The organism is Pseudoalteromonas sp. AOP31-A2-14 (assembly GCF_052378035.1).
Lineage (GTDB): Bacteria > Pseudomonadota > Gammaproteobacteria > Enterobacterales > Alteromonadaceae > Pseudoalteromonas.
Genome location: NZ_JBQSXI010000002.1, coordinates 560,476 through 579,942 on the forward strand (window position 1 = coordinate 560,476; position 19,467 = coordinate 579,942).

Consider the following 19,467-nt stretch of genomic DNA (forward strand, 5'->3'; position numbering starts at 1 on the left):
AAGATAGTTTAGATTATAGTTTACTGATCTGAGGAGTTGTCTTTTTTATCTTCCTCTGCAACTTGACGGTCAATTTCTTTAAGTGGTTTATTAATATTGAACGAACTGGGTAATACATCCACCCCTACCCATTTACCCAATTTTACAACTAAAGGAATGGTTACTGGTGCAAACGGTAAAACGGCAAAGACACCCAGACCTAAGCCTTTTAAAATATCAACAAATTGTTCATTCGCAATCTGTAACTCTTGCTTAGATGAAGTGCCTTGCGTATAGCGGCGATAAATTGACAGCATTTCTCGGGTTTCTTTCTTCTCTTGAGCAAGGGCGATTTTTAATGCGACCATAGCACGCTTAAAGCGCAATTGTTGGCGCTTGCTACTGATCTTTGCAACCCGAAAAGGCGCTCTATGTATCACTTTATATAATCGCATAATACTATTTTCACACAGCCATCTAGGTTCACAAAGCAGAATTTACCTTATCCTCAATATACTTACTCTGCCCGCTAAAATTTAATCTCTATGCGCGAATGAAATTGCTGCCCATATATATGAGACAAACCCGCGAAAATTTGCAGCATTAGTAATTATCATACCGACCAATAAATGAGTTAAAGTAAATTTATATAAGTCGCTTGAGTATATATCTAATATGCTCGTATTAAGCTCATATAACCATCCAATTTAAATTTTTTTAACTAAAATATTCTCTTCTTAAACATCTAAATAGCCTGACTTTTATTTTATTTAATGTTCTCTTATAAAAAAACGCTAGTCATCAGTTGTGTACTAGCAAATTTGATTTTCCTCTATATTAATTTCAAAAAAAACACCGCTCATTAACAATTTGCATATTATTTTAACAAGCTGATGTAAAAGATTAACGTGACAACCTTTTACATCAGTTGTCGCGTCATATACAAGCAAAAATATATTAATTCTAACTGGGGAAAGTCAGAATGAAACTACAAAGCAACAAGCTCAACCAAGCAATTAAATTTGCGTTGGCAAGCACCACCGCCGGCTTATTTATGTCAGGCTCAGTATTTGCAGCAGACGAAGAAAGCGAAACCACAACAGTTAACAAAAATGTAGAAAAAATAGCCGTTGTTGGTACGCGCTCTGCACCTCGCTCAATTGGGGATTCACCCGTACCTATTGATATCATAGGCGGCGAGGAGCTGGCTAAATCGGGCAACACCGATATGCTAGAACTATTAAAAGGTGCTATTCCATCTTTAAATGTGCACCAAATGCCCATTAGTGATGCGGCCTCTCTTGTGCGCCCTGCAAATTTGCGTGGTTTACCATCAGACAATACATTAGTGCTTTTAAATGGCAAGCGCCGTCACCGTGCATCGGTTATTGCCTTTTTAGGTGGCGGGATTAATGATGGTGCACAAGGTGCTGATATCTCGGTTATTCCAAGTATCGCCCTTAAGCAAGTTGAAGTTCTGCGTGATGGTGCAGCCGCACAATATGGCTCTGACGCGATTGCGGGTGTTATGAACTTTGTACTTAAAGACGCCTCCGAGGGCGGTACATTAGAAGTACGTCAAGGTGAATACTACGAGGGCGACGGCGATACTACACAGATTTCAGGTAACATCGGTTTACCTTTTACAGATAACGGCTTTGCTAACTTAAGCTTTCAATACAAAACAGCAGATGCAACAAGTCGCTCAGTACAGCGCTCAGACGCTGCAGCACTTGAAACCGCAGGTGTTCCAGATATTGCACCCATTGCTCAAGTATGGGGCGCACCTGATGTTGATGACGACATCTCAATTTTTGGTAATGTCGGTTTAGCATTAACTGATGACTCTGAGTTTTATATGTTTGGTAACTACTCAGAGCGAGACGTTCGCGGTGGTTTCTATTACCGTAATCCGCACACTCGCCCAGGTGTATATTCAAATGATGGCGGCGAGACACTGTTAGTTGGTGATTTAACTGGTGATATGAGTGGCAACTGCCCGACCAATATTGCTATTGGTGACAACGTTTTAGAAAACCCCGATTATATTAACCAAGTTGCTAATAATCCAGATTGCTTTGCATTTAATGAGACTCTACCAGGCGGCTTTACTCCTAACTTTGGTGGTAACATTACTGATACATCACTTACTATGGGAACTAAAGGTGAATTCACCGGTGGCTTCCTGGAAGGCGTTTACTACGACTTAAGCGGTACCGTTGGGCTTAATGAATCACGCTATTTCATTTATGACACTTTAAATTCATCACTTGGGCCTGAAAGCCCTCGTGACTTTAGCCCAGGTAAATACTCACAACTTGAGAAAAACTTTAACTTTGACCTAAGTAAAGCCTATGACTTTGGTCTCGCTTATGAAGTAAACGTAGCCGGTGGTCTTGAATGGCATGAAGAAACGTTTACTGTAACCTCAGGTGATGAATCAGCATTTATAGCCGGGCCATTAACAGATCAAGGTTTTAGCATTGGCTCAAACGGCTTCCCTGGCTTTAAACCGTCAGATGCTGGTGAATATACTCGTCGTAACTACGCGGCCTATGTCGATATTGAAGCGCCCTTTACTGAAGACTTCTTAATGGGCCTTGCACTTCGCTATGAAGATTACGATACATTTGGTTCAACTGTTAACTACAAGCTTATGGGTCAATACTATTTAACTGAAGACCTAAATGTACGCGGCTCAATTAGTACGGGTTTCCGTGCACCAACTGTTGGCCAAGCTAATGTAAGTAACGTACAAACTAACTTAAGTAGTGGTATTTTGGTTGATTCAGCACTATTACCACCTACTAACCCAATTGCGATCCAACTAGGTGGCACAGAGCTTGAACCAGAAGAATCACAAAGCTATACCTTTGGTGCTGTATATACGCTTGGCGATATATTCTTAACTCTTGATTATTATAATATTCAGGTTGATGATCGTATTAGTCAATCAGAAAAAATTACACTAAGCCAAGATGATAAAGACACCCTTGAAGACTCAGGTGTATCCAATGTACAAAACTTAGCGCAAGTAAGCTTTTTTACTAATGATTTTGATACCACCACTCAAGGTGTTGATTTTGTAGCTAACTACGCAACCGATTTACTCGGTGGTAGCTCAACCTTTAGCTTTGCTTATAACTGGAATGAAACCGAAGTTACTCGCTCAACCGATATTACCGGCCCGTTTAAAGTAAGTCGTTTAGAAAATGACTTACCTAATCATCGTGGTACGCTGAGTTGGGCACAACAATGGGATAGCTTTTCTGCATTTACCCGCTTAAACTACTTTGGCGAATATCAAGGTGTGCACGTTGATTTTGATGATACGGCTAAAATGGCTGATGCTGCTGTAACATTAGACGCAGAAGTGACATATTTCTTAAACGATTCAATTAGCTTTTCTGTTGGTGCACAAAATCTACTGGATCAAGATGCAGAACCACTTGATTTTGAAGATTCAGCAGGCATCCCAAGCGACAGCTTCGGTGGTAAATACTACGAAACTTCACCTTATGGTATTAACGGTGGTTTCTACTACGTAAAAGCAACCTACTCGTTTTAAATAACTTTAAACAATCGTAAATTCGAAAACTAAGCGAAATGTAGAAAGTAACACTTTCACATTTCGCTTTTTTCGTTTTATAGTAAAAGTAATTAAAATAATAAAATACAGTGACGTATGCTACTAAAAAAAGCCAATCAACTGCTTGCTGATAACAAACTAAAAGAAGCAGAGTTCAATTTTAAAGCCTTACTTGATGCCAATCCACAAAGTGGTGAAGCACTATTTGGTTTAGGGCGGATAGCACTTAGGGTGGAGCGCTTTGATGCTGCGGTTTATTTACTTCAACGAGCTTGTGAACGACTCCCGCAAATGCTGGAGCCACTATATGCCTTAGCGGATGCGTTTAATGGTGTTGACTCCCCCACGGATGCATTAACTGTTTTAAAATATGCCAAAAGCCTTGCCAAACATAATCCCGAGCCTCATTACTATTTAGCTCAACATTATTTAACATATGGTGAGTTAGACAAAGCCCAAGCCACTTTTTCGCATGCGCTTACCTTGGGATTATACCCGGTCACTGCGTACCTTTTATTTGAACTTGTACAGCTTGGTCGATTTGATAAAGAACATAACTACATAAGCGACTTGCACCACCTATTAACCCAAACTAATAACTTACATTTAAAAATGGTTTGCTATTACGCCTTAGCAAAAAGCTATGACCAACTTAACGATATTGACCAAGCGGAAAATTATTATAAACTGGCCAATAAATTACAGCTACAACTCAGCCAATTAAATACTGCAGAACTTGCTCCTTTTTATCAGAAAATTATTGATACTAACGGTAGCGACTTTTTAAACCAAGCAACCCCTCGCATTAAAGAAACAATTACCCCCGTTTTTATTATCGGTATGCCGCGTAGTGGTTCCACCCTCATCGAACAAATGCTGTTAAACCACGATGATTTTGCCAGCCTTGGAGAAGATAACAGTATTAGCAGTAAGGTAGTGGCATTTATAGAGCAACAAACACAAATACCATACCCTGCATGCTTGGCAAAATTAACGCAACCGCTGATCAAAAAAGCCCGAGATATTTATATACAGCAACTAACAAAACCAACCACTATTCGCCCTTATATGATTAATAAGCTACCCGCTAATTATCAAACTCTAGGGTTAATTTACGTATTATTTCCTGATGCAAAATTTATTTATATGGATCGCGAATTCAAGGCCATCGCTTGGTCAGTATATAGTAATTATTTTGCTGAAAATGAGCCTTATTTTTGCTCAATAAGTGAATTTAAATATTATTACGACTTAGCACAAATGCTGATGGCGCACTGGCGTACGCATCTAGATAAAAGCATTTTCACACTACAGTATGAGCAGCTGGTAGACGCCCCAAAAGATGAACTAACCAAGCTACTTACGTTCTTAGGGGCTGAGTACAATGCTGAAATGCTCAATTTTTATAATTCAAAAAAAGGGGTTAGCACATTAAGTAAAGCAGCTGTACGTGAGCCTATTAATAATAAAGCGGTAGATAAATGGAAGCGCTTTGGAGCAACCATTAATTCATTGCTGAATGAGTCTCAAACCAATTAAGCAAATCTATAAATTGGTCATCCCTTGCTTTTGGATGGGTCAGCATATTTATGTGGTCGTAATCAAATTTATGGCCTTGTTTTCGACCATAAATATTCATGGTTTGTATACCTTGCCCTGATTCATTCATAAACTTTTCAATATCAATAGGCTGCGCTAAGGCTTTATCGCGCACACCGGCAATATGTAAAGTGGGCGGTAACGTAAGTTGACTAAGTGCTTTGGTGTAATTAAAACCATCATCGCTATCCACCCAAGGTTTTCGTTTAGCCCATTGCATACTTTGAAAATGCGACTTTATACTTTCATCATCACTGCCCCACTTAAGCTTCTTTGCCGGTAGAAACCCATATTTTTTAGCTAACAGCGGTGCAAGCATGTACCAAATGAGATTGCCTTGCAGGTACTTTTTAGGATGGTGGTTATACAAAGAACGTTTGCTACCAAAGTAAACACACGCATTAACATCATCAATATACTGTGGAAAACGCGCGAACGCGCTATTCATCAACACACCGCCCCACGAATGAGCAACCCAGTACTTAGCAGGCCTATTTTCCAACTCGGTAATCTTGTTAATGAAAGCAGGTATATCTTCAACTATCGATTCTGTTTGCCCGTATTTAACCTGAATCTCGTTTAAGAAATTGAACTAAATGCCTGTTCCGAGATCCGATCTTTCGACCAAGAACGATTGGATAGACAAGGAACAGGCATGATTAAATTAGTTGAATTGTTTTGCGATGTCGATGATTTTTGCAAAGTATTTATACCTCAATGGGAAAAACAATTACTCGAAGATGGTACCCAAAAACGTCAGCGAGCAGGACGTATGACGACCAGTGAAATTATGACTATTGTCATTAGTTTCCATATGTCGCATCACCGTGATTTTAAAAATTACTATCTTGGCTATGTTTCACTTATGTACAAAAGTGAATTTCCTAACTTGCTCAGTTACACGCGATTTTTAGCCGTTATGCCGAGGGTACTTGTGCCGATGTGTGCCTATTTTACTTCACTTAAAGGTAAACCCACAGGTGTTGAATTCATTGACTCTACATGTATCAAGGTGTGCCATAATATTCGTATTCCTAGGCATAAAACCTTTGATGGAATAGCCCAGCGAGGCAAAGGAACGATGGGTTGGTTTTATGGCTTCAAACTGCATTTAATTGTTAATCATCATGGTGAGATTGTTGCTGCAAAAGTGACAACAGGTAATGTGCATGATACGCAGCCAGTGCGTGAATTAGCGAGCTGCCTGACAGATAAACTGTATGGTGACAAAGGATATTTAAGTAAAGCTTTAGAAACGGACTTACTTGATAAAGGTGTAAAGCTTATTACGACTGTTCGCAAAAATATGAAGGCAAAAGCGATGTCACTATGGGATAGAGCGATGCTTTCAAAGCGCTTTATAATCGAGACAATTAATGACCAACTCAAGAACATATCCTTCATTGAACATTCGAGACATCGGAGTATGAACGGTTTTATGTTGAATTTAGTGGCTGGATTGGTGGCTTATTGCTTAAAAGAAAATAAGCCACACCTTAATTTAACTGACGTAGAGCTCAATGCATTAGTTATCGCTTAAACAGATCTCAGGTTATTTAGTATGTTTTGAAATAGCGGGTTTACTCTGCCCGCGGCCACGTAAGTCCGCCACGTAGCAAATATAACCGTGCTCAGCTAAAAATGGGGCTAAGCCTTTATTACTCTCGGTGTAGAATATTTTCCCGTTTTCCACCGCACCATGTAAAAAAAGTACCGCAGGGCCACTTGTGTTATCACCAACTATCCGTCGTAAATGTAACGTTTGCCCTTCATCGAGCCTGATAAATACAGATTGCTGAGAAACAGTCATAAACCACCTTATTATTGTCAGATCAATCTCATCCTACCAGTGTTGGGCTATTTTTACATACGCTTTATTTTGCATAAGTAAAATTGATAATAAGCAAGAAACTACCTACGCACGGTAGATTCATTTAACTTTATTGGAAAAGAACCCTACATACCAACGACTATTTTTTGCTATCATTGTTTTTTATTTTTCAGTGTTACGTCAATGACCTCATCAGCGCCTGCAATGCATCCTCGAAATCGCCATTTAAATGGCTATGATTTTTCTTATTTAGTTAAACAGCTTCCCGAGCTAGCGAAGTGGTTACTCGTTAATAAAGCAGGCGATACTAGTATTGATTTTAGTGATGCCAAAGCAGTTAAAATGCTTAATCAAGCACTGCTAAAAAGCTACTATAATGTTGATTTTTGGGATATCCCTGAAGGCTATTTATGCCCACCTATTCCAGGGCGTGTTGACTACATTCACTACTTAGCCGATCTGTTAGCTGATGATAACAATGGCGTTATCCCTACCGGTAAACAGATAAAAGTACTCGATATTGGCACTGGTGCAAACTTAGTTTATCCGCTCACTGGAAGCTTTGAATACCAGTGGCAATTTGCTGGCTCTGATATAGACCCCGTATCTATCAAAATGGCAAAACAGCTAGCGCAACTTAACCAACGTAAAATAACCATCAGGCAGCAAAAAAATCCTGAACATATTTTCACGGGTATAATTAACGATAAAGACTTATTTCATCTAACTTTATGTAACCCGCCTTTTCACGCCAGTGCAGCAGCAGCAACACAGAGTAGCGAAAGAAAATGGCACAAGCTGGGTGTTAAGCCAAAATCAACACTTAATTTTGGTGGCCAACATAATGAGCTTTGGTGCGAAGGTGGTGAGCAACAGTTTATTACTAATATGATTGAGCAAAGCGAGCAATTTTCTGAGCAATGCATCTGGTTTACCTCGTTAGTATCAAAAAAAGAAACTATTAATGCACTACGAGTAGCACTCAAAAAGCTCCCTGTGGCAACAGTAAAAGTGATTGAAATGGCGCAAGGCGTTAAAGTGAGTCGCTTTATTGCCTGGAGTTACTTTGATGAAGCCACTCGTCAGGAAATTAGCCAAGATTTTGTATGATAAATTTATAAGAGATTTGAATAAGAGGTAATAATGATTGATTTTCGCTCGGATACTGTTACTCAACCTTCAACACAAATGCGTAATATTATGTTTAGTGCCCCTGTTGGAGACGATGTTTACGGCGACGATACAAGTGTTAATGCCCTAGAACAGTTTGCAGCCAAGCGACACGGTTTTGCGGCTGCATTATTTTGCAGTTCCGGCACACAAGCTAACTTACTTGCTTTAATGGCTCATTGCGAACGAGGCGATGAGTATATTTGTGGGCAACGCGCCCACAACTATAAGTTTGAAGGCGGTGGAGCGGCGGTGCTTGGTTCAATTCAGCCTCAGCCAATTGAAAACGAAACTGACGGCACGCTGTGCTTAGAAAAAGTAAAAGCAGCGATTAAATCAGATGACTTCCACTTTGCTAAAACTAAACTGCTAAGCCTTGAAAATACTATTGGCGGCCAAGTGCTTCCTCTGAGCTATTTAAAAGCAGCACGAAAGTTTGTTGATGAACATCAGTTAGCACTGCACCTTGACGGCGCACGTGCATATAACGCAGCAGTAAAGTTAAAGGTTGATATAACTCAAATCACTAATTGCTTTGACTCTGTTTCGATCTGCTTATCAAAAGGGCTTGGTGCACCGGTTGGCTCTGTGTTACTTGGTAGTGAAGCACTTATAAATAAAGCCCGGCGTTGGCGTAAAGTGCTTGGTGGCGGTATGCGCCAAGCCGGCATGTTAGCCGCTGCAGGACAATTTGCGCTGGAACATAATGTAAGCCGCTTAAACGATGATCATCGCAACGCCTCGTACCTTGCAAGTCAGTTAAATACCATAGCGGGGTTTAATGTTGACCTAGCTCGCGTAGAAACCAATATTGTGTTCGCGGATGTAGATCAATGCATTGATTTAAAAACTATTTGTAACAATTTAATAAAACAAAACATACTGCTTTCACCGGACAAACCACTTCGTTTAGTAACCCATTTAGATATTACTAAAGAAGACATAAATAGCTTTATAAAAGCATTAGCGACAGAGGTTTAACGCGGCTTTATAATGTTTGCGGCAAACTGACACATAGCGATCATTGCCGCCAATCTCAACTTGATTACCATCGGAAATAGCATTGCCTAGCTCATCTGTACGCAGTACATGGTTGGCTTTACGACCGCAATGACACACTGTTTTAAGCTCAATCAGCTTATCAGCCCAAGCTAATAAGTAGTGTGAGCCGCTAAACAGTTCGCCTCTAAAGTCATTACGCAAGCCATAGCATAATACCGGAATACGCAGTTCATCCACCACATCGGTTAATTGCATTACTTGTTTTTTGGACAAAAACTGACATTCATCAACGAGTACACAATGTCGCTTTTGCTCCTGATTTAGCGTCTTAACAAGCTCAAATACATCTTTGTCGGCATCGAAAATATGCGCTTGAGCCTGCAAGCCAATTCGCGATGAAACCGTACCTATACCAGATCTATCGTCGATAGCAGCAGTTAATATAATAGGTTCCATGCCGCGTTCGCGGTAATTAAATGCAGATTGCAACAAAGTGGTTGATTTTCCTGCATTCATCGCAGAATAATAAAAATACAGCTGAGCCATGAAAGTGCCTACCCTGAAAAAGTGCGCTAATGCTACCTCAATCTTGATTGAACATCACCCTTTTACCCGCAATAAATATCCTTCCTTGAGAGTGTACCTTAATAACCACCAATACTGGCTACTTGATTCATTTTATTAAGGTGTTCAGCATGCAATTTAGCATTATCTTACTTACTTAAAGTTTTCCAAACTTGTTGGCTTAGCAATGACTACTGTAGATAGCAAATTACACCAAGTAACGAATATCACTGCTCGGCGCCCGTTTGACTAACGCTTTTATTTTTTTAATTTAGCCTCAATCCTTAAGTGCGGGACTGTAAAGTGTAGACTTAAAAATAAATTTTTTAGGCACCACCAAAACTTTTAGATGATCCCTTCATGCTCAAGTAACCAGTGTTTGCGCTCTAAACCTCCGGCATATCCAGTTAGCTTGCCATCAGCACCAATAATACGATGGCATGGCACAATAATACTAATTGGATTTTTGCCATTGGCGGCCCCAACGGCACGCACTGCTTTAGGGTTACTTAAGGACGTAGCAATATCACCATAAGTTTTAGTGATCCCAAAAGGAACACTTAATAATGCTTGCCATACAGCGTGTTGAAATGGTGTACCTTGGGTTGCTAAAGTTATAGAAAATACTTGCCGTGTACCTACAAAATACTCACTTAATTGCTTAACACAGGTAAGAACATGCTTATTTTTAATCTGTGTTAATGGAAATTCTGGATAGTTTTTCGGTGGATAAAAACCGACATAACTAATACCTTCATCGTTCGCTTGAATAATAATATTACCAATCGGACTTGAGAGCTGGGTTTGTAGTACCTTCATAATAATTGCTGCCATAATTGAAATGTTAAGTATGAACGAAAAGGCCTGCAGCTATCACTGTTGAACTGGGCTGCCTGCATTTGTGCTTTTTTCACCCCCAAGTCGCCTGCAAGTAATATATCTGGCTGACTTTGCCCGCGAAGCTTTGCATAATTTACCGTCCAAGGGCCAATGCCTTTTAGTTCAAGCCAGTTATCAAGCTGCTCGCAACCTGGGTTGTCCATAACATATTGGGACAGGTTTCGTAGTGCATTTTTACGCGCTTGGGGCATTTTAAAAAAGGTAAGCTCGTTCTTAGCAATAATTTGTGGAGTGGGAAAATAGACCCGTCCTTTATCGCATTCTCCTAATTCGTTAACTAATTGCCCCACTAGGTTATGTGCCGCAGTGACGCTGACTTGCTGACCAAGAACAGCACGAACCCCCGCTTCAAAACTTGACCAAATCCCCGGTAGGCGCAAACCTTTAGTTAATATAATAGCTTTTTGCGTAGACTGTTCTAAGTGTTGCTCTATTAAGTTGGTATCTGCATCTAAATCAAGTACTCGTCGTATTTGTACTAAAATAGGCTGTAAAAAAAGTGGGTCATCAATATTAATGGAAACTAAAAAGTGATGCTTATCTTCAATAAATGTCGCGGTAAACTGCCCTTTGCAGTAATCATTATTAAAGCTGCGACCGTAGCTACTTTCCGTTAACCATTCCATAGGAGAAATAAGCCTACGCGCTAAAAACTGATGTAGTGCATGCCAGTTATATGGCGGCCTAAAAGGCAGTTTAAGCGTTAATGTTGAAGTGTCACTTTTATGCATCAAACGCATTTTAGTTGGGCAAATATGAAGTTGCTGTAAAAAGGCATCGTTAAAGCGGCGGATACTTTTGAAACCTGATGAAAAAGCAATTTGCGATATCGGTAACGTTGTTTCTTGTAATAGTTTTTTAGCAAAATGGCACTGCGAAAATAGCCGATACTGGGTAACTGAAATTCCAAAATGCTGACTAAACAAGCGGCGTAAATAACGACTACTAATACCAAGGCGCTGCGCTAACTGCGAAGCACTTTGCGGCTCGGTTAAATTGCTGTCTATAAGTTGCTTTGCACGAAGAGCGGTCGTTTTAACACCTTGCCAGGCGCTACTTCCCGGCGCACTATCTGGACGACAACGAATACAAGGCCTAAACCCTGCTTGGGCTGCACTATGTGCATATTGATAATAGGTTACATTGTGCTCTTTGGCTGTGACCGCAGGGCAAATGGGCCGGCAATAAATACCGGTACTTTTTACTCCAACAAAGAACAGCCCATCAAAGCGATAATCCCTGCTTTGGCGGGCGTGTTGCCAAAGACTAATATCCATAACTTACTCATAATTAGAATAACTATGCATAAGATTACGTGAAAAAAGTTATTTTACTAGCCATATTCGGCACTCAACAATTATTCAGTGAGTACCTGTAAATATCGACGCTCAACTTCATCCCAGTTTATAACATTATAAAAAGCCGCTATATATTCTGGGCGACGATTTTGGTACTTTAAATAATAAGCATGCTCCCACACATCCAACCCAAGAATAGGGGTATTCCCGTGCATTAATGGACTATCTTGATTTAAACTGCTTTCAACCACTAACTTATTATCTTTAGTCACACTCAGCCATGCCCACCCACTACCAAAGCGGCTTAAGGCGGCGGCCGTAAAAGCATCTTTAAAAGATTCAAAACCACCGAGCTGTTCAGTAATTGCACTAAGCAGAACGCCTTTTGGTTGACAACCTCCCTCTGGACCCATAATCGTCCAAAATAATGAATGGTTCGCATGTCCTCCGCCGTGTTCTTGCACTGCTTTTTGTAGCGCCTCTGGCAATGATGCAATATTGGCAAGTAATTCATGCACATCGGTATTTTCATACTCCGTATTCTTTAAAGCTGCATTTGCTTTATTAACATACGTTTGGTGATGTAGAGTATGATGAATTTGCATCGTTTTAGTATCAATGTGTGGTTCCAGCGCATCGTATTCATACGATAACGCAGGTAAGGTAAAAGCCATAGTTGCTCCTTCTAGCTATTGGATTCTCAGTGTAAAGTTGCACTGCAGTCAGGGGTATAACTCAATGTATGGTTAATCTGTTCTATCAGTTTTGGATTATGGTTATGTAATTTCGCAAACTGCACCAATTCAGAATAGGTTCTATGATGATGGTGGATCACCACGGCTCGCACATTATTACTAGGATGCAGAAGAAGCTGGCTAAATGTGACATGGATATCACATAACCACTGGCAAGCATGATCTGCTTGCCTCATTGCTCGGTAAGTATCAGCTAAGTTATGAGCTGCGACAACTAGTGCCGGACAGCAATACTCAATTGCTTTGAGTGTAGATTGGCTGGCTTTTGTTTGCCTAAATTGATTTAGTAAATGGGCAGCATGAGTATATGCCGTAGTGTACTTATCACGCGCTTCAAGTAACGCACCGCGCTCGAATGCATAGTTACCCGCTATGATATTAGATTGCCACGGGCTTAATGCCTGCTCAACCATTATAGGCATGAATTCTTTTACTTGAGTAGACATCATCAAACCACCTGCACTGAAAATGAGAGTATTAAACTTACACTCCATACAACTTAAATGAAAATGATTTTTATTTATACTACCTTTTGGATAAATCTACCAATGCCTGCCCGGTTAACCGATAGATAATCCACTCATCTTGTGGTTCAGCGCCCATACTGTTGTAAAAATCGATAGCAGTCTGGTTCCAATCAAGTACCACCCATTCAAAACGACCGCAGTCTTTAGCTATTGCTTGCTGCGCAAGGTGAGTCATAATTGCTTTACCCGCCCCTTTACCACGGCTGTCTGGGCTAACATATAAATCTTCTAAGTACAGCCCATTTTTACCCAGCCAAGTGGAATAGTTATAAAAGTAAACTGCAAAACCAACAGGCTTGTCACCTTCTAAACAAAGCAAACTATGAGCGGTTGCCCCTTCACTAAAGAGGGTTTTTAAAATGGCTTGTTCGTTAGTTTTAACAGCATCGGGCTGTTTTTCATAAATCGCAAGTTCGGTAATAAAATGCAAAATAGTAGCAGCGTCCGATGGGCATGCATCTCTTATGGTTAAGGTGTTATGAGTCATAATGTCTTGGTTTTATCCTAATATTGTTCTAATTTATCTTTAAGTATTTGTAGTTGAATAGGTTTAGATAGGTAATCGTTCATACCAGCCGCTAAACACTGCTCTTTATCTTCATCCATTGCATTGGCCGTTAATGCAATAATAGTAATATCTTGATGTTCAGCGCCCGCTCGACCTTGACGAATTGCACGGGTCGCATCAAAACCATCCATAATAGGCATTTGACAATCCATCAAGACTAAATAAAACTCACCCTTTTCACTTTCTTTTAATATTTCAATTGCTCGCTGACCATTTTCTGCAAGCGTCACTTGGTAGTCCAATTTAGCTAACATAAGCGTTGAAACCTGCTGATTTATCGGGTTATCTTCCACTAACAATAGTTTTTTATTTTTATTATTCGAACGCAGTGACGAGATATAACTTGATGTAACAAGGGGCAGTTCATCTTTCTCACTTTTAGCTGTAATAACAGCTAAAGCTGAAATAAGATCGGCTGTCGTTATTGGTTTTGCAAAGTAAGCTTGAAAACCTGCATCGCTATATCGCTGCGCGCCTTCCATGCCAGCGATACTGGTCATCATAACTAAAGGCATTGCATGTAGCTGCGGGTTACTTTTAAGTTTTCTACATAAAGTTATGCCATCCATTTGTGGCATTTGCATATCTAGCACCGCAATATCATAAAGCGGCTGCCCCGCCGCAACTCGTGCATTACATAAACTAATAGCTGTATAGCCATCACAGGCAAGCTCAACTTTTGCCCCCCAATGTTGTAATTGTTGACTAATCACAATACGATTCGTTTCATTATCATCAACCACCAACACCGTTAGTTTACTCATATCGGCCTTAGGAATACTACGCTCTTGCTCACTTCCTGCTTCGAGCATAAAGGTGGCTGTAAACTCACTACCAACGCCCACTTCACTTTGAAGTGTGACTGTTCCCCCCATAATTTCACATAGCTGCTTAGAAATGGCTAACCCTAAACCTGAGCCTCCGTACTCGCGGGTTGTAGACGCATCAACTTGCGAAAAAGGGCTAAACAATTGGCTTTGCTTGGTTTTATCTATGCCGATGCCAGAATCTTTTACTTTTAATGAAAGTAGAAAGTTATCAGCAGTCTCACTCATATTTGCACTAATAATAATATCGCCGTGAGCTGTAAACTTAACTGCATTACTGAGTAAATTAGTTAGCACTTGACGAATTCGCCCAGGATCACCTTTAAGCTCTGATGGATTAATAGCTACAAGGTCGAGAATTATTTCTAAATCCTTCTCTTGTGCTTTTAACGCTTGTGATTCAGCAATTTCACCAATTAAGTCACGAGCATTAAAGTTAATAGTTTCCAGCTCAATTTTACCGGCTTCAATCTTTGAAAAGTCAAGAATATCGTTAATAACTGACAATAATGAATGGGCGCTATTTTTTGCAATACCCACTTTGGTTTCAACAGGTTTACTCAGCGGCTCTAGTTGGATCAACTCAAGCATGCCAAGCACGCCATTCATCGGAGTACGTATCTCATGACTCATAGTAGCTAAAAACTGACTTTTTGCCGTTGCTGCATCGTTAGATTTTATCAGCGCAAATTTTAACTCTTCTGCGGTTTTTTTACGGCGCTGGGCTATAATCACACTACCAACTAATGTTGCCAAAGAGCGTAAATAGGTTTCTTCTTGTTGACTCCAAACCCGATGAGTGCCGACTTGCTCAGCACAAAGTACCCCTAAAATCCCTTCACCTGTTGATATAACTGCATCCAACATTGAGGTTATACCAAGGGGTTTTGTATAGCCTTCAATCATCTCATATATAGCGGGATGCTTATTAACATCAACCGCCGCAATAACGCCTTGCTCAAACATATAACGATAGTAATTTGGATAATCAACAATTTTAAGCACTACTGGTTGCTTAATGTAGCCTTGCTCTTTAACGTATAAGCTATAGCAATGCATTTCTTGCGCTGCTGCATCAAAAATCCATACTGATGCACGATCAACACCTAACAACTCAGTCATCGATTGCGCAATAATATCTTTTACTTGCTCAAAATCCCCCGAAAGCACTTCAGGAGAAACCGTTAAACTAGCCAAATGCTTGTTATAACGACTGGCTTTTTCACGCTCAAGTTGCATTGCTTTATAATCATTTATGTCCTGAAAAGAGCCATAAATGCGTACGCACTTACCATCTTGAAAGTCAGCTTGGCCCATCGATTTAACCCATAACTCTTTCCCTTTTGCAGTTACAATAACAAGCTCTGCTTCCCATGCCTTCCCCTCACTTACTGCCAAATCAAACAGTTCAATAATTTTATCGCGGTTTTCACCTTGTTTATAAAAATCGAGGGCTTCACTAAGCACCGGTTCGTAGTTATTCTCAACATCATGAATTGCTTTAACTTCATCTGACCAATAAATAGTTTGTAGCGTTAAATCCACTTCCCATGCGCCAATTTTTCCTTGCTTACTCATTGATTCAAGTAAACTCTGTTGACGATAAAGCTGAGTTTGGGTGTTATACCGCTCTGTTATGTCTAATATAAAACCATCCAGATAACTAATATCACCTAGCGCATCATACACAGCTTGGCCTTTTTCGTGCACCCAATGAATACTTTCATCATGCGCTATTAGTCGATACTCAATTGACCAAGGCAAATGTTGATTTACCTTTTCAAAAATTGCGGTTTCAACTTGTTGTACGTCATCAGGGTGAATAATTTCAGCAAAACTTAGTTTGTGATTATTAACTAAATCCTCAGGGTGATAACCTGTTATGGACTTTGTTTGTTCACTCATGTAAAGCATGGTCCATTGTTTATCCGGTTGACAGCGATATACAATGCCGGGAATATTCCCCACTAAAGAAGCAAAACGATCACGGTTTTGTTGTAATTGTGACTCGATTTCTTTGCGCTCAGTGATATCTAAATGTGTGCCAATCATCCGTTTTGGCGAGCCATCACTATTCCATTCCACAACTCGGCCGGTATCAAGTACCCAAACCCAGTGGCCGTTTTTGTGCTTCATGCGTGCTTCGCCGACATAATAGTCACTTTCACCGGCAAAATGCTAAGGGATCCCCAGAAATAATCATTAAGTTTCAATTACATCACTCACATCCATATTTTTCCAATCGAGTTGCACTACCACCTGTACGAAATAGGCTAGTCCTGCCAAATAATCTCGCCGTCGCAGTTTAATGGACTGTTTTTTGAAGTATCGCAGCCCAACAAATGCCCATGACACTACTCGTCTTTTTTTGGTTGAATTAGCTTGAAAAGCGCCTGTCTTTCCTGCTTTGTCTATCACTGCCCCCAGCATCATTGAGAACCAATGAGCCAGTGTGGCAAGCAGCAACAGTATGTCTAATCGATAGAGTTTGTTTGTCCTGTGCAGATCTGAGCCTAAGCCGAACCTAACACTTTTTTGATCTCGAAATCCTGCTTCTATCTGCATTCTCATACCATATAATTTGAGTACTTTTTCGAGAAAGTGGTGCCTCTTTGGAAGTGAAGAAACGAGTAGCCAAGGCTCCTTATAACCACGTTTTTTATCTCTTTTTAATAACTTATGTCCCTTGCCAACCAGCACTGCATGAGTTTGATATTTTGCACTTTTGGTCAACTCGGTCGCGCCAAGATACTGGCTCTTACGTTGATTGCTCTTGAATAGTGACTGGCATGGAACAAACTCATCGCTGCCCTGCGTTTTCAAATGTGCCGTACCTCGAACACGGCTAATATAATGCCAGCCATTGTTTCGCACGGCTTTGAGCCAAGGAACTTTAAAGCCCGCATCCGTCACAATGACGGGCCGGCAGTCACCCGGCAAAATCAGTTTGAGCATCTTTAAGAACCGTTTTTGAACTTTTGGGCAATGATACTGAAAACTGAATGCACTTTCCTGATACAGGGTCAAAGAACGACCTTCACTGGCAATGCTGGCACGCAGAATACAGTATTTGGTTTGTGTATCTGCATGACTCCAATCAACCAAAATGACGGGATGCTTTTCAGTGACCACAAAACGGCTTAAGCGAACATAAACCGATGTCGACTCACGCAAAAGCTCGTGGTTATTGAGTAGTCGATCAATACGTTTAATATCATGTTTTTCAGTTGTTTTTGAATCCAAATTGCGACCAATAGATGTCAAGGTGCATTGCTGACAGTGCAAAAGAGATTTAACGGCAGCGACTAGAGTATTAAATCTGGCTTTATGAATAGAGTTAGGGGTGACAGCGCGGAGCATATTGTGCAAAATAGTAGACGCATTCATGGTGTTTAGTTCTGTTGTTTTTAAGCGATTCATAAGATCACAAAACACCATGAATGTTCCCTCACTACCCATATTTTTTAACACTATTAGTTCATTGATATATAAAGGCTAATTTTGGGGATACTTTAGGGCAAAATGTTTATTTAAAAGGCGCGTTGATTCAGCTAAATCATCAGGATGAGCATTATCAAGCCAAGTGTTTAAATCAGTCGGTTCTAGCTCCTCGAGTGTATACCCAATAATTTCTGCCCAACGGTTATTAAAATGCACTTTTTGGGTATCAACATACCAATCCCATACGCCCACAGCCGTGCTATCAAGTACGAGCTGTAATTGCGTTTTATGATGGGCTAACTCAAGCTCTTGTCGCTTTAAGGTGGTAATATCTGTACGAATGGCAATATAACTTTGTGGGCGGCCTTGCTCGTCTAAAAACGGGGCAACCGTTGTATCAACCCAATAGAAAGCTCCATTTTTTGCTTTATTGCATATTTGCGCATTCCATACATTGCCCGCTTTTAAAGTTTTATACATATCTTTAAAAAAGCTTTTAGGATGCATTCCTGAATTAAGTAAACGATGGTTATTCCCAACTAACTCTTGCTCAGTGTAGCCACTTATTTCACAAAACTTACTGTTAACAAAAGTGATGGTGCCTTTAATATCAGTAATGGCCACAATTGAGTGTTCATCAAGGGCACTTTTTTGTTCTGCTAGTTCTTTAAGGGCGTGTTTTAACGCTTCGCTTTGCGATGTTAGGTGGTTTTGTTGTTGAGTTTTAACTGCGACTAAATTTCCTAAATCAAGCGATAAACGATGTAACTCACTACTATCATTGAGCGTTGGAATGTCATTTCGCGTGCCGAGGGTTACTTCTTCAGCCGCCTTTGCGAGTGTAATTAAGGGCCGTGACAGGCGCCTGCCAAACCACCAAGAAAGTAGTAGTACTACAAGTAGTGCCAGTCCATTCGCCCATACTGCTAATTGCTTAAAGTTTGCTGCACTTTGCAGCATGATGCTCGCAGGCTTTTCTACTAATAATTGCCAGCCATCGCTGCCTGAAAAGTTTAAATCAGTTAAAATCCCGAAGTGCGTTTCACCCGATGATTTATCAAAGCTAAATGCTTTGTTTATTTCAGGGGAAATAATGTTTAAGTCAGCTAAATGTGTTGATTTTGAATTAACTTCTGAGTGTTCTATCCAGCCATTTTTAACAATATATAAAGTCAGCTCTTTATTTGCATTGCGGATAGTTGCTAGGTTTTCTAACAGCCCCTGCAAATTAATTTCCATTAATATAATCGCAGTAAGGTGCTCATTTTTATCCCGCATAGGCAAAGCCATCACATGGTGATACTGCTGTTGAACCTTTACGGATTTTAACACGCTAGACGAACCTTGCTCTAAGCTGGCTAACATCGATATCAATTGCTCGTTACCAATTTTACCAAACTGCGGGTTACTATACACG

The 19,467-nt window shown here is 40.3% G+C and carries 14 protein-coding genes and 3 pseudogenes; 5 read left to right on the forward strand and 12 right to left on the reverse strand.

Features of this window, described 5'->3' with window-relative positions:
• Positions 1-20: 20 nt before the first annotated feature.
• Positions 21-434: a hypothetical protein gene (locus ACT3S9_RS18390; protein ID WP_441835287.1), complete on the reverse strand. Its 414-nt coding sequence runs from the start codon at positions 432-434 to the stop codon at positions 21-23.
• 527 nt (positions 435-961) lie between these two features.
• On the opposite strand from ACT3S9_RS18390, the gene ACT3S9_RS18395 reads away from it, so the two are divergent.
• Positions 962-3,547: a TonB-dependent receptor plug domain-containing protein gene (locus ACT3S9_RS18395; RefSeq protein ID WP_441835288.1), complete on the forward strand. Its 2,586-nt coding sequence runs from the start codon at positions 962-964 to the stop codon at positions 3,545-3,547.
• Between the two features lie 117 nt (positions 3,548-3,664).
• Complete coding sequence (locus tag ACT3S9_RS18400; RefSeq protein ID WP_441835289.1) at positions 3,665-5,107, forward strand: sulfotransferase; 1,443 nt, start codon at positions 3,665-3,667, stop codon at positions 5,105-5,107.
• Here the strand turns inward: ACT3S9_RS18400 and ACT3S9_RS18405 are convergent.
• Positions 5,073-5,732, reverse strand: a pseudogene (locus ACT3S9_RS18405) (alpha/beta fold hydrolase); the annotation flags it as partial. The gene ACT3S9_RS18400 and the pseudogene ACT3S9_RS18405 sit on opposite strands and share 35 nt — an antisense overlap.
• A 90-nt stretch (positions 5,733-5,822) precedes the next feature.
• On the opposite strand from ACT3S9_RS18405, the gene ACT3S9_RS18410 reads away from it, so the two are divergent.
• A complete protein-coding gene (locus ACT3S9_RS18410; protein WP_193039152.1) occupies positions 5,823-6,707 on the forward strand; it encodes an IS982 family transposase in 885 nt (294 codons plus the stop codon).
• Between the two features lie 15 nt (positions 6,708-6,722).
• Here the strand turns inward: ACT3S9_RS18410 and ACT3S9_RS18415 are convergent.
• Positions 6,723-6,977: pseudogene (locus tag ACT3S9_RS18415) on the reverse strand (alpha/beta fold hydrolase); the annotation flags it as partial.
• A gap of 204 nt (positions 6,978-7,181) precedes the next feature.
• Between ACT3S9_RS18415 and rlmF the strand changes: the two are divergent.
• On the forward strand, positions 7,182-8,108 hold the full coding sequence (gene rlmF / locus ACT3S9_RS18420; RefSeq protein ID WP_441836100.1) for a 23S rRNA (adenine(1618)-N(6))-methyltransferase RlmF: 927 nt from the start codon (positions 7,182-7,184) through the stop codon (positions 8,106-8,108).
• Between the two features lie 33 nt (positions 8,109-8,141).
• The gene (gene ltaE / locus ACT3S9_RS18425) at positions 8,142-9,149 is read left to right on the forward strand and encodes a low-specificity L-threonine aldolase (RefSeq protein WP_441836101.1); all 1,008 of its coding nucleotides are present in this window, start codon (positions 8,142-8,144) and stop codon (positions 9,147-9,149) included.
• On the opposite strand, the gene ACT3S9_RS18430 is transcribed toward ltaE, so the two are convergent.
• From ACT3S9_RS18430 to ACT3S9_RS18470, 9 genes and pseudogenes are all read right to left on the reverse strand, one after another.
• Positions 9,132-9,716, reverse strand: coding sequence for a thymidine kinase (locus tag ACT3S9_RS18430; protein WP_441836102.1), 585 nt, complete (start codon positions 9,714-9,716; stop codon positions 9,132-9,134). The genes ltaE and ACT3S9_RS18430 overlap by 18 nt on opposite strands.
• Positions 9,717-10,079: 363 nt before the next feature.
• Positions 10,080-10,568 (reverse strand): methylated-DNA--[protein]-cysteine S-methyltransferase, encoded by a 489-nt coding sequence (locus ACT3S9_RS18435; RefSeq protein WP_444751143.1) that lies wholly within the window; start codon positions 10,566-10,568, stop codon positions 10,080-10,082.
• On the reverse strand, positions 10,550-11,911 hold the full coding sequence (locus ACT3S9_RS18440) for a DNA-3-methyladenine glycosylase 2 family protein (RefSeq protein ID WP_441836104.1): 1,362 nt from the start codon (positions 11,909-11,911) through the stop codon (positions 10,550-10,552). The genes ACT3S9_RS18435 and ACT3S9_RS18440 overlap by 19 nt, the downstream gene beginning before the upstream one ends.
• Positions 11,912-11,991: 80 nt before the next feature.
• Positions 11,992-12,606: a superoxide dismutase gene (locus ACT3S9_RS18445; RefSeq protein ID WP_441836105.1), complete on the reverse strand. Its 615-nt coding sequence runs from the start codon at positions 12,604-12,606 to the stop codon at positions 11,992-11,994.
• Positions 12,607-12,632: 26 nt separating this feature from the next.
• Complete coding sequence (locus ACT3S9_RS18450; protein WP_441836106.1) at positions 12,633-13,136, reverse strand: hypothetical protein; 504 nt, start codon at positions 13,134-13,136, stop codon at positions 12,633-12,635.
• Positions 13,137-13,212: 76 nt separating this feature from the next.
• Complete coding sequence (locus tag ACT3S9_RS18455; protein ID WP_441836107.1) at positions 13,213-13,701, reverse strand: GNAT family N-acetyltransferase; 489 nt, start codon at positions 13,699-13,701, stop codon at positions 13,213-13,215.
• A gap of 17 nt (positions 13,702-13,718) precedes the next feature.
• A pseudogene (locus ACT3S9_RS18460) lies at positions 13,719-16,787 on the reverse strand (response regulator); the annotation flags it as partial.
• Between the two features lie 24 nt (positions 16,788-16,811).
• Entirely contained in the window at positions 16,812-18,029 is a 1,218-nt protein-coding gene (locus ACT3S9_RS18465; protein ID WP_301562640.1) for an IS4 family transposase, read from the reverse strand.
• Between the two features lie 75 nt (positions 18,030-18,104).
• Complete coding sequence (locus tag ACT3S9_RS18470; protein WP_444751144.1) at positions 18,105-19,466, reverse strand: PAS domain S-box protein; 1,362 nt, start codon at positions 19,464-19,466, stop codon at positions 18,105-18,107.
• Between the last annotated feature and the right edge of the window lies 1 nt (position 19,467).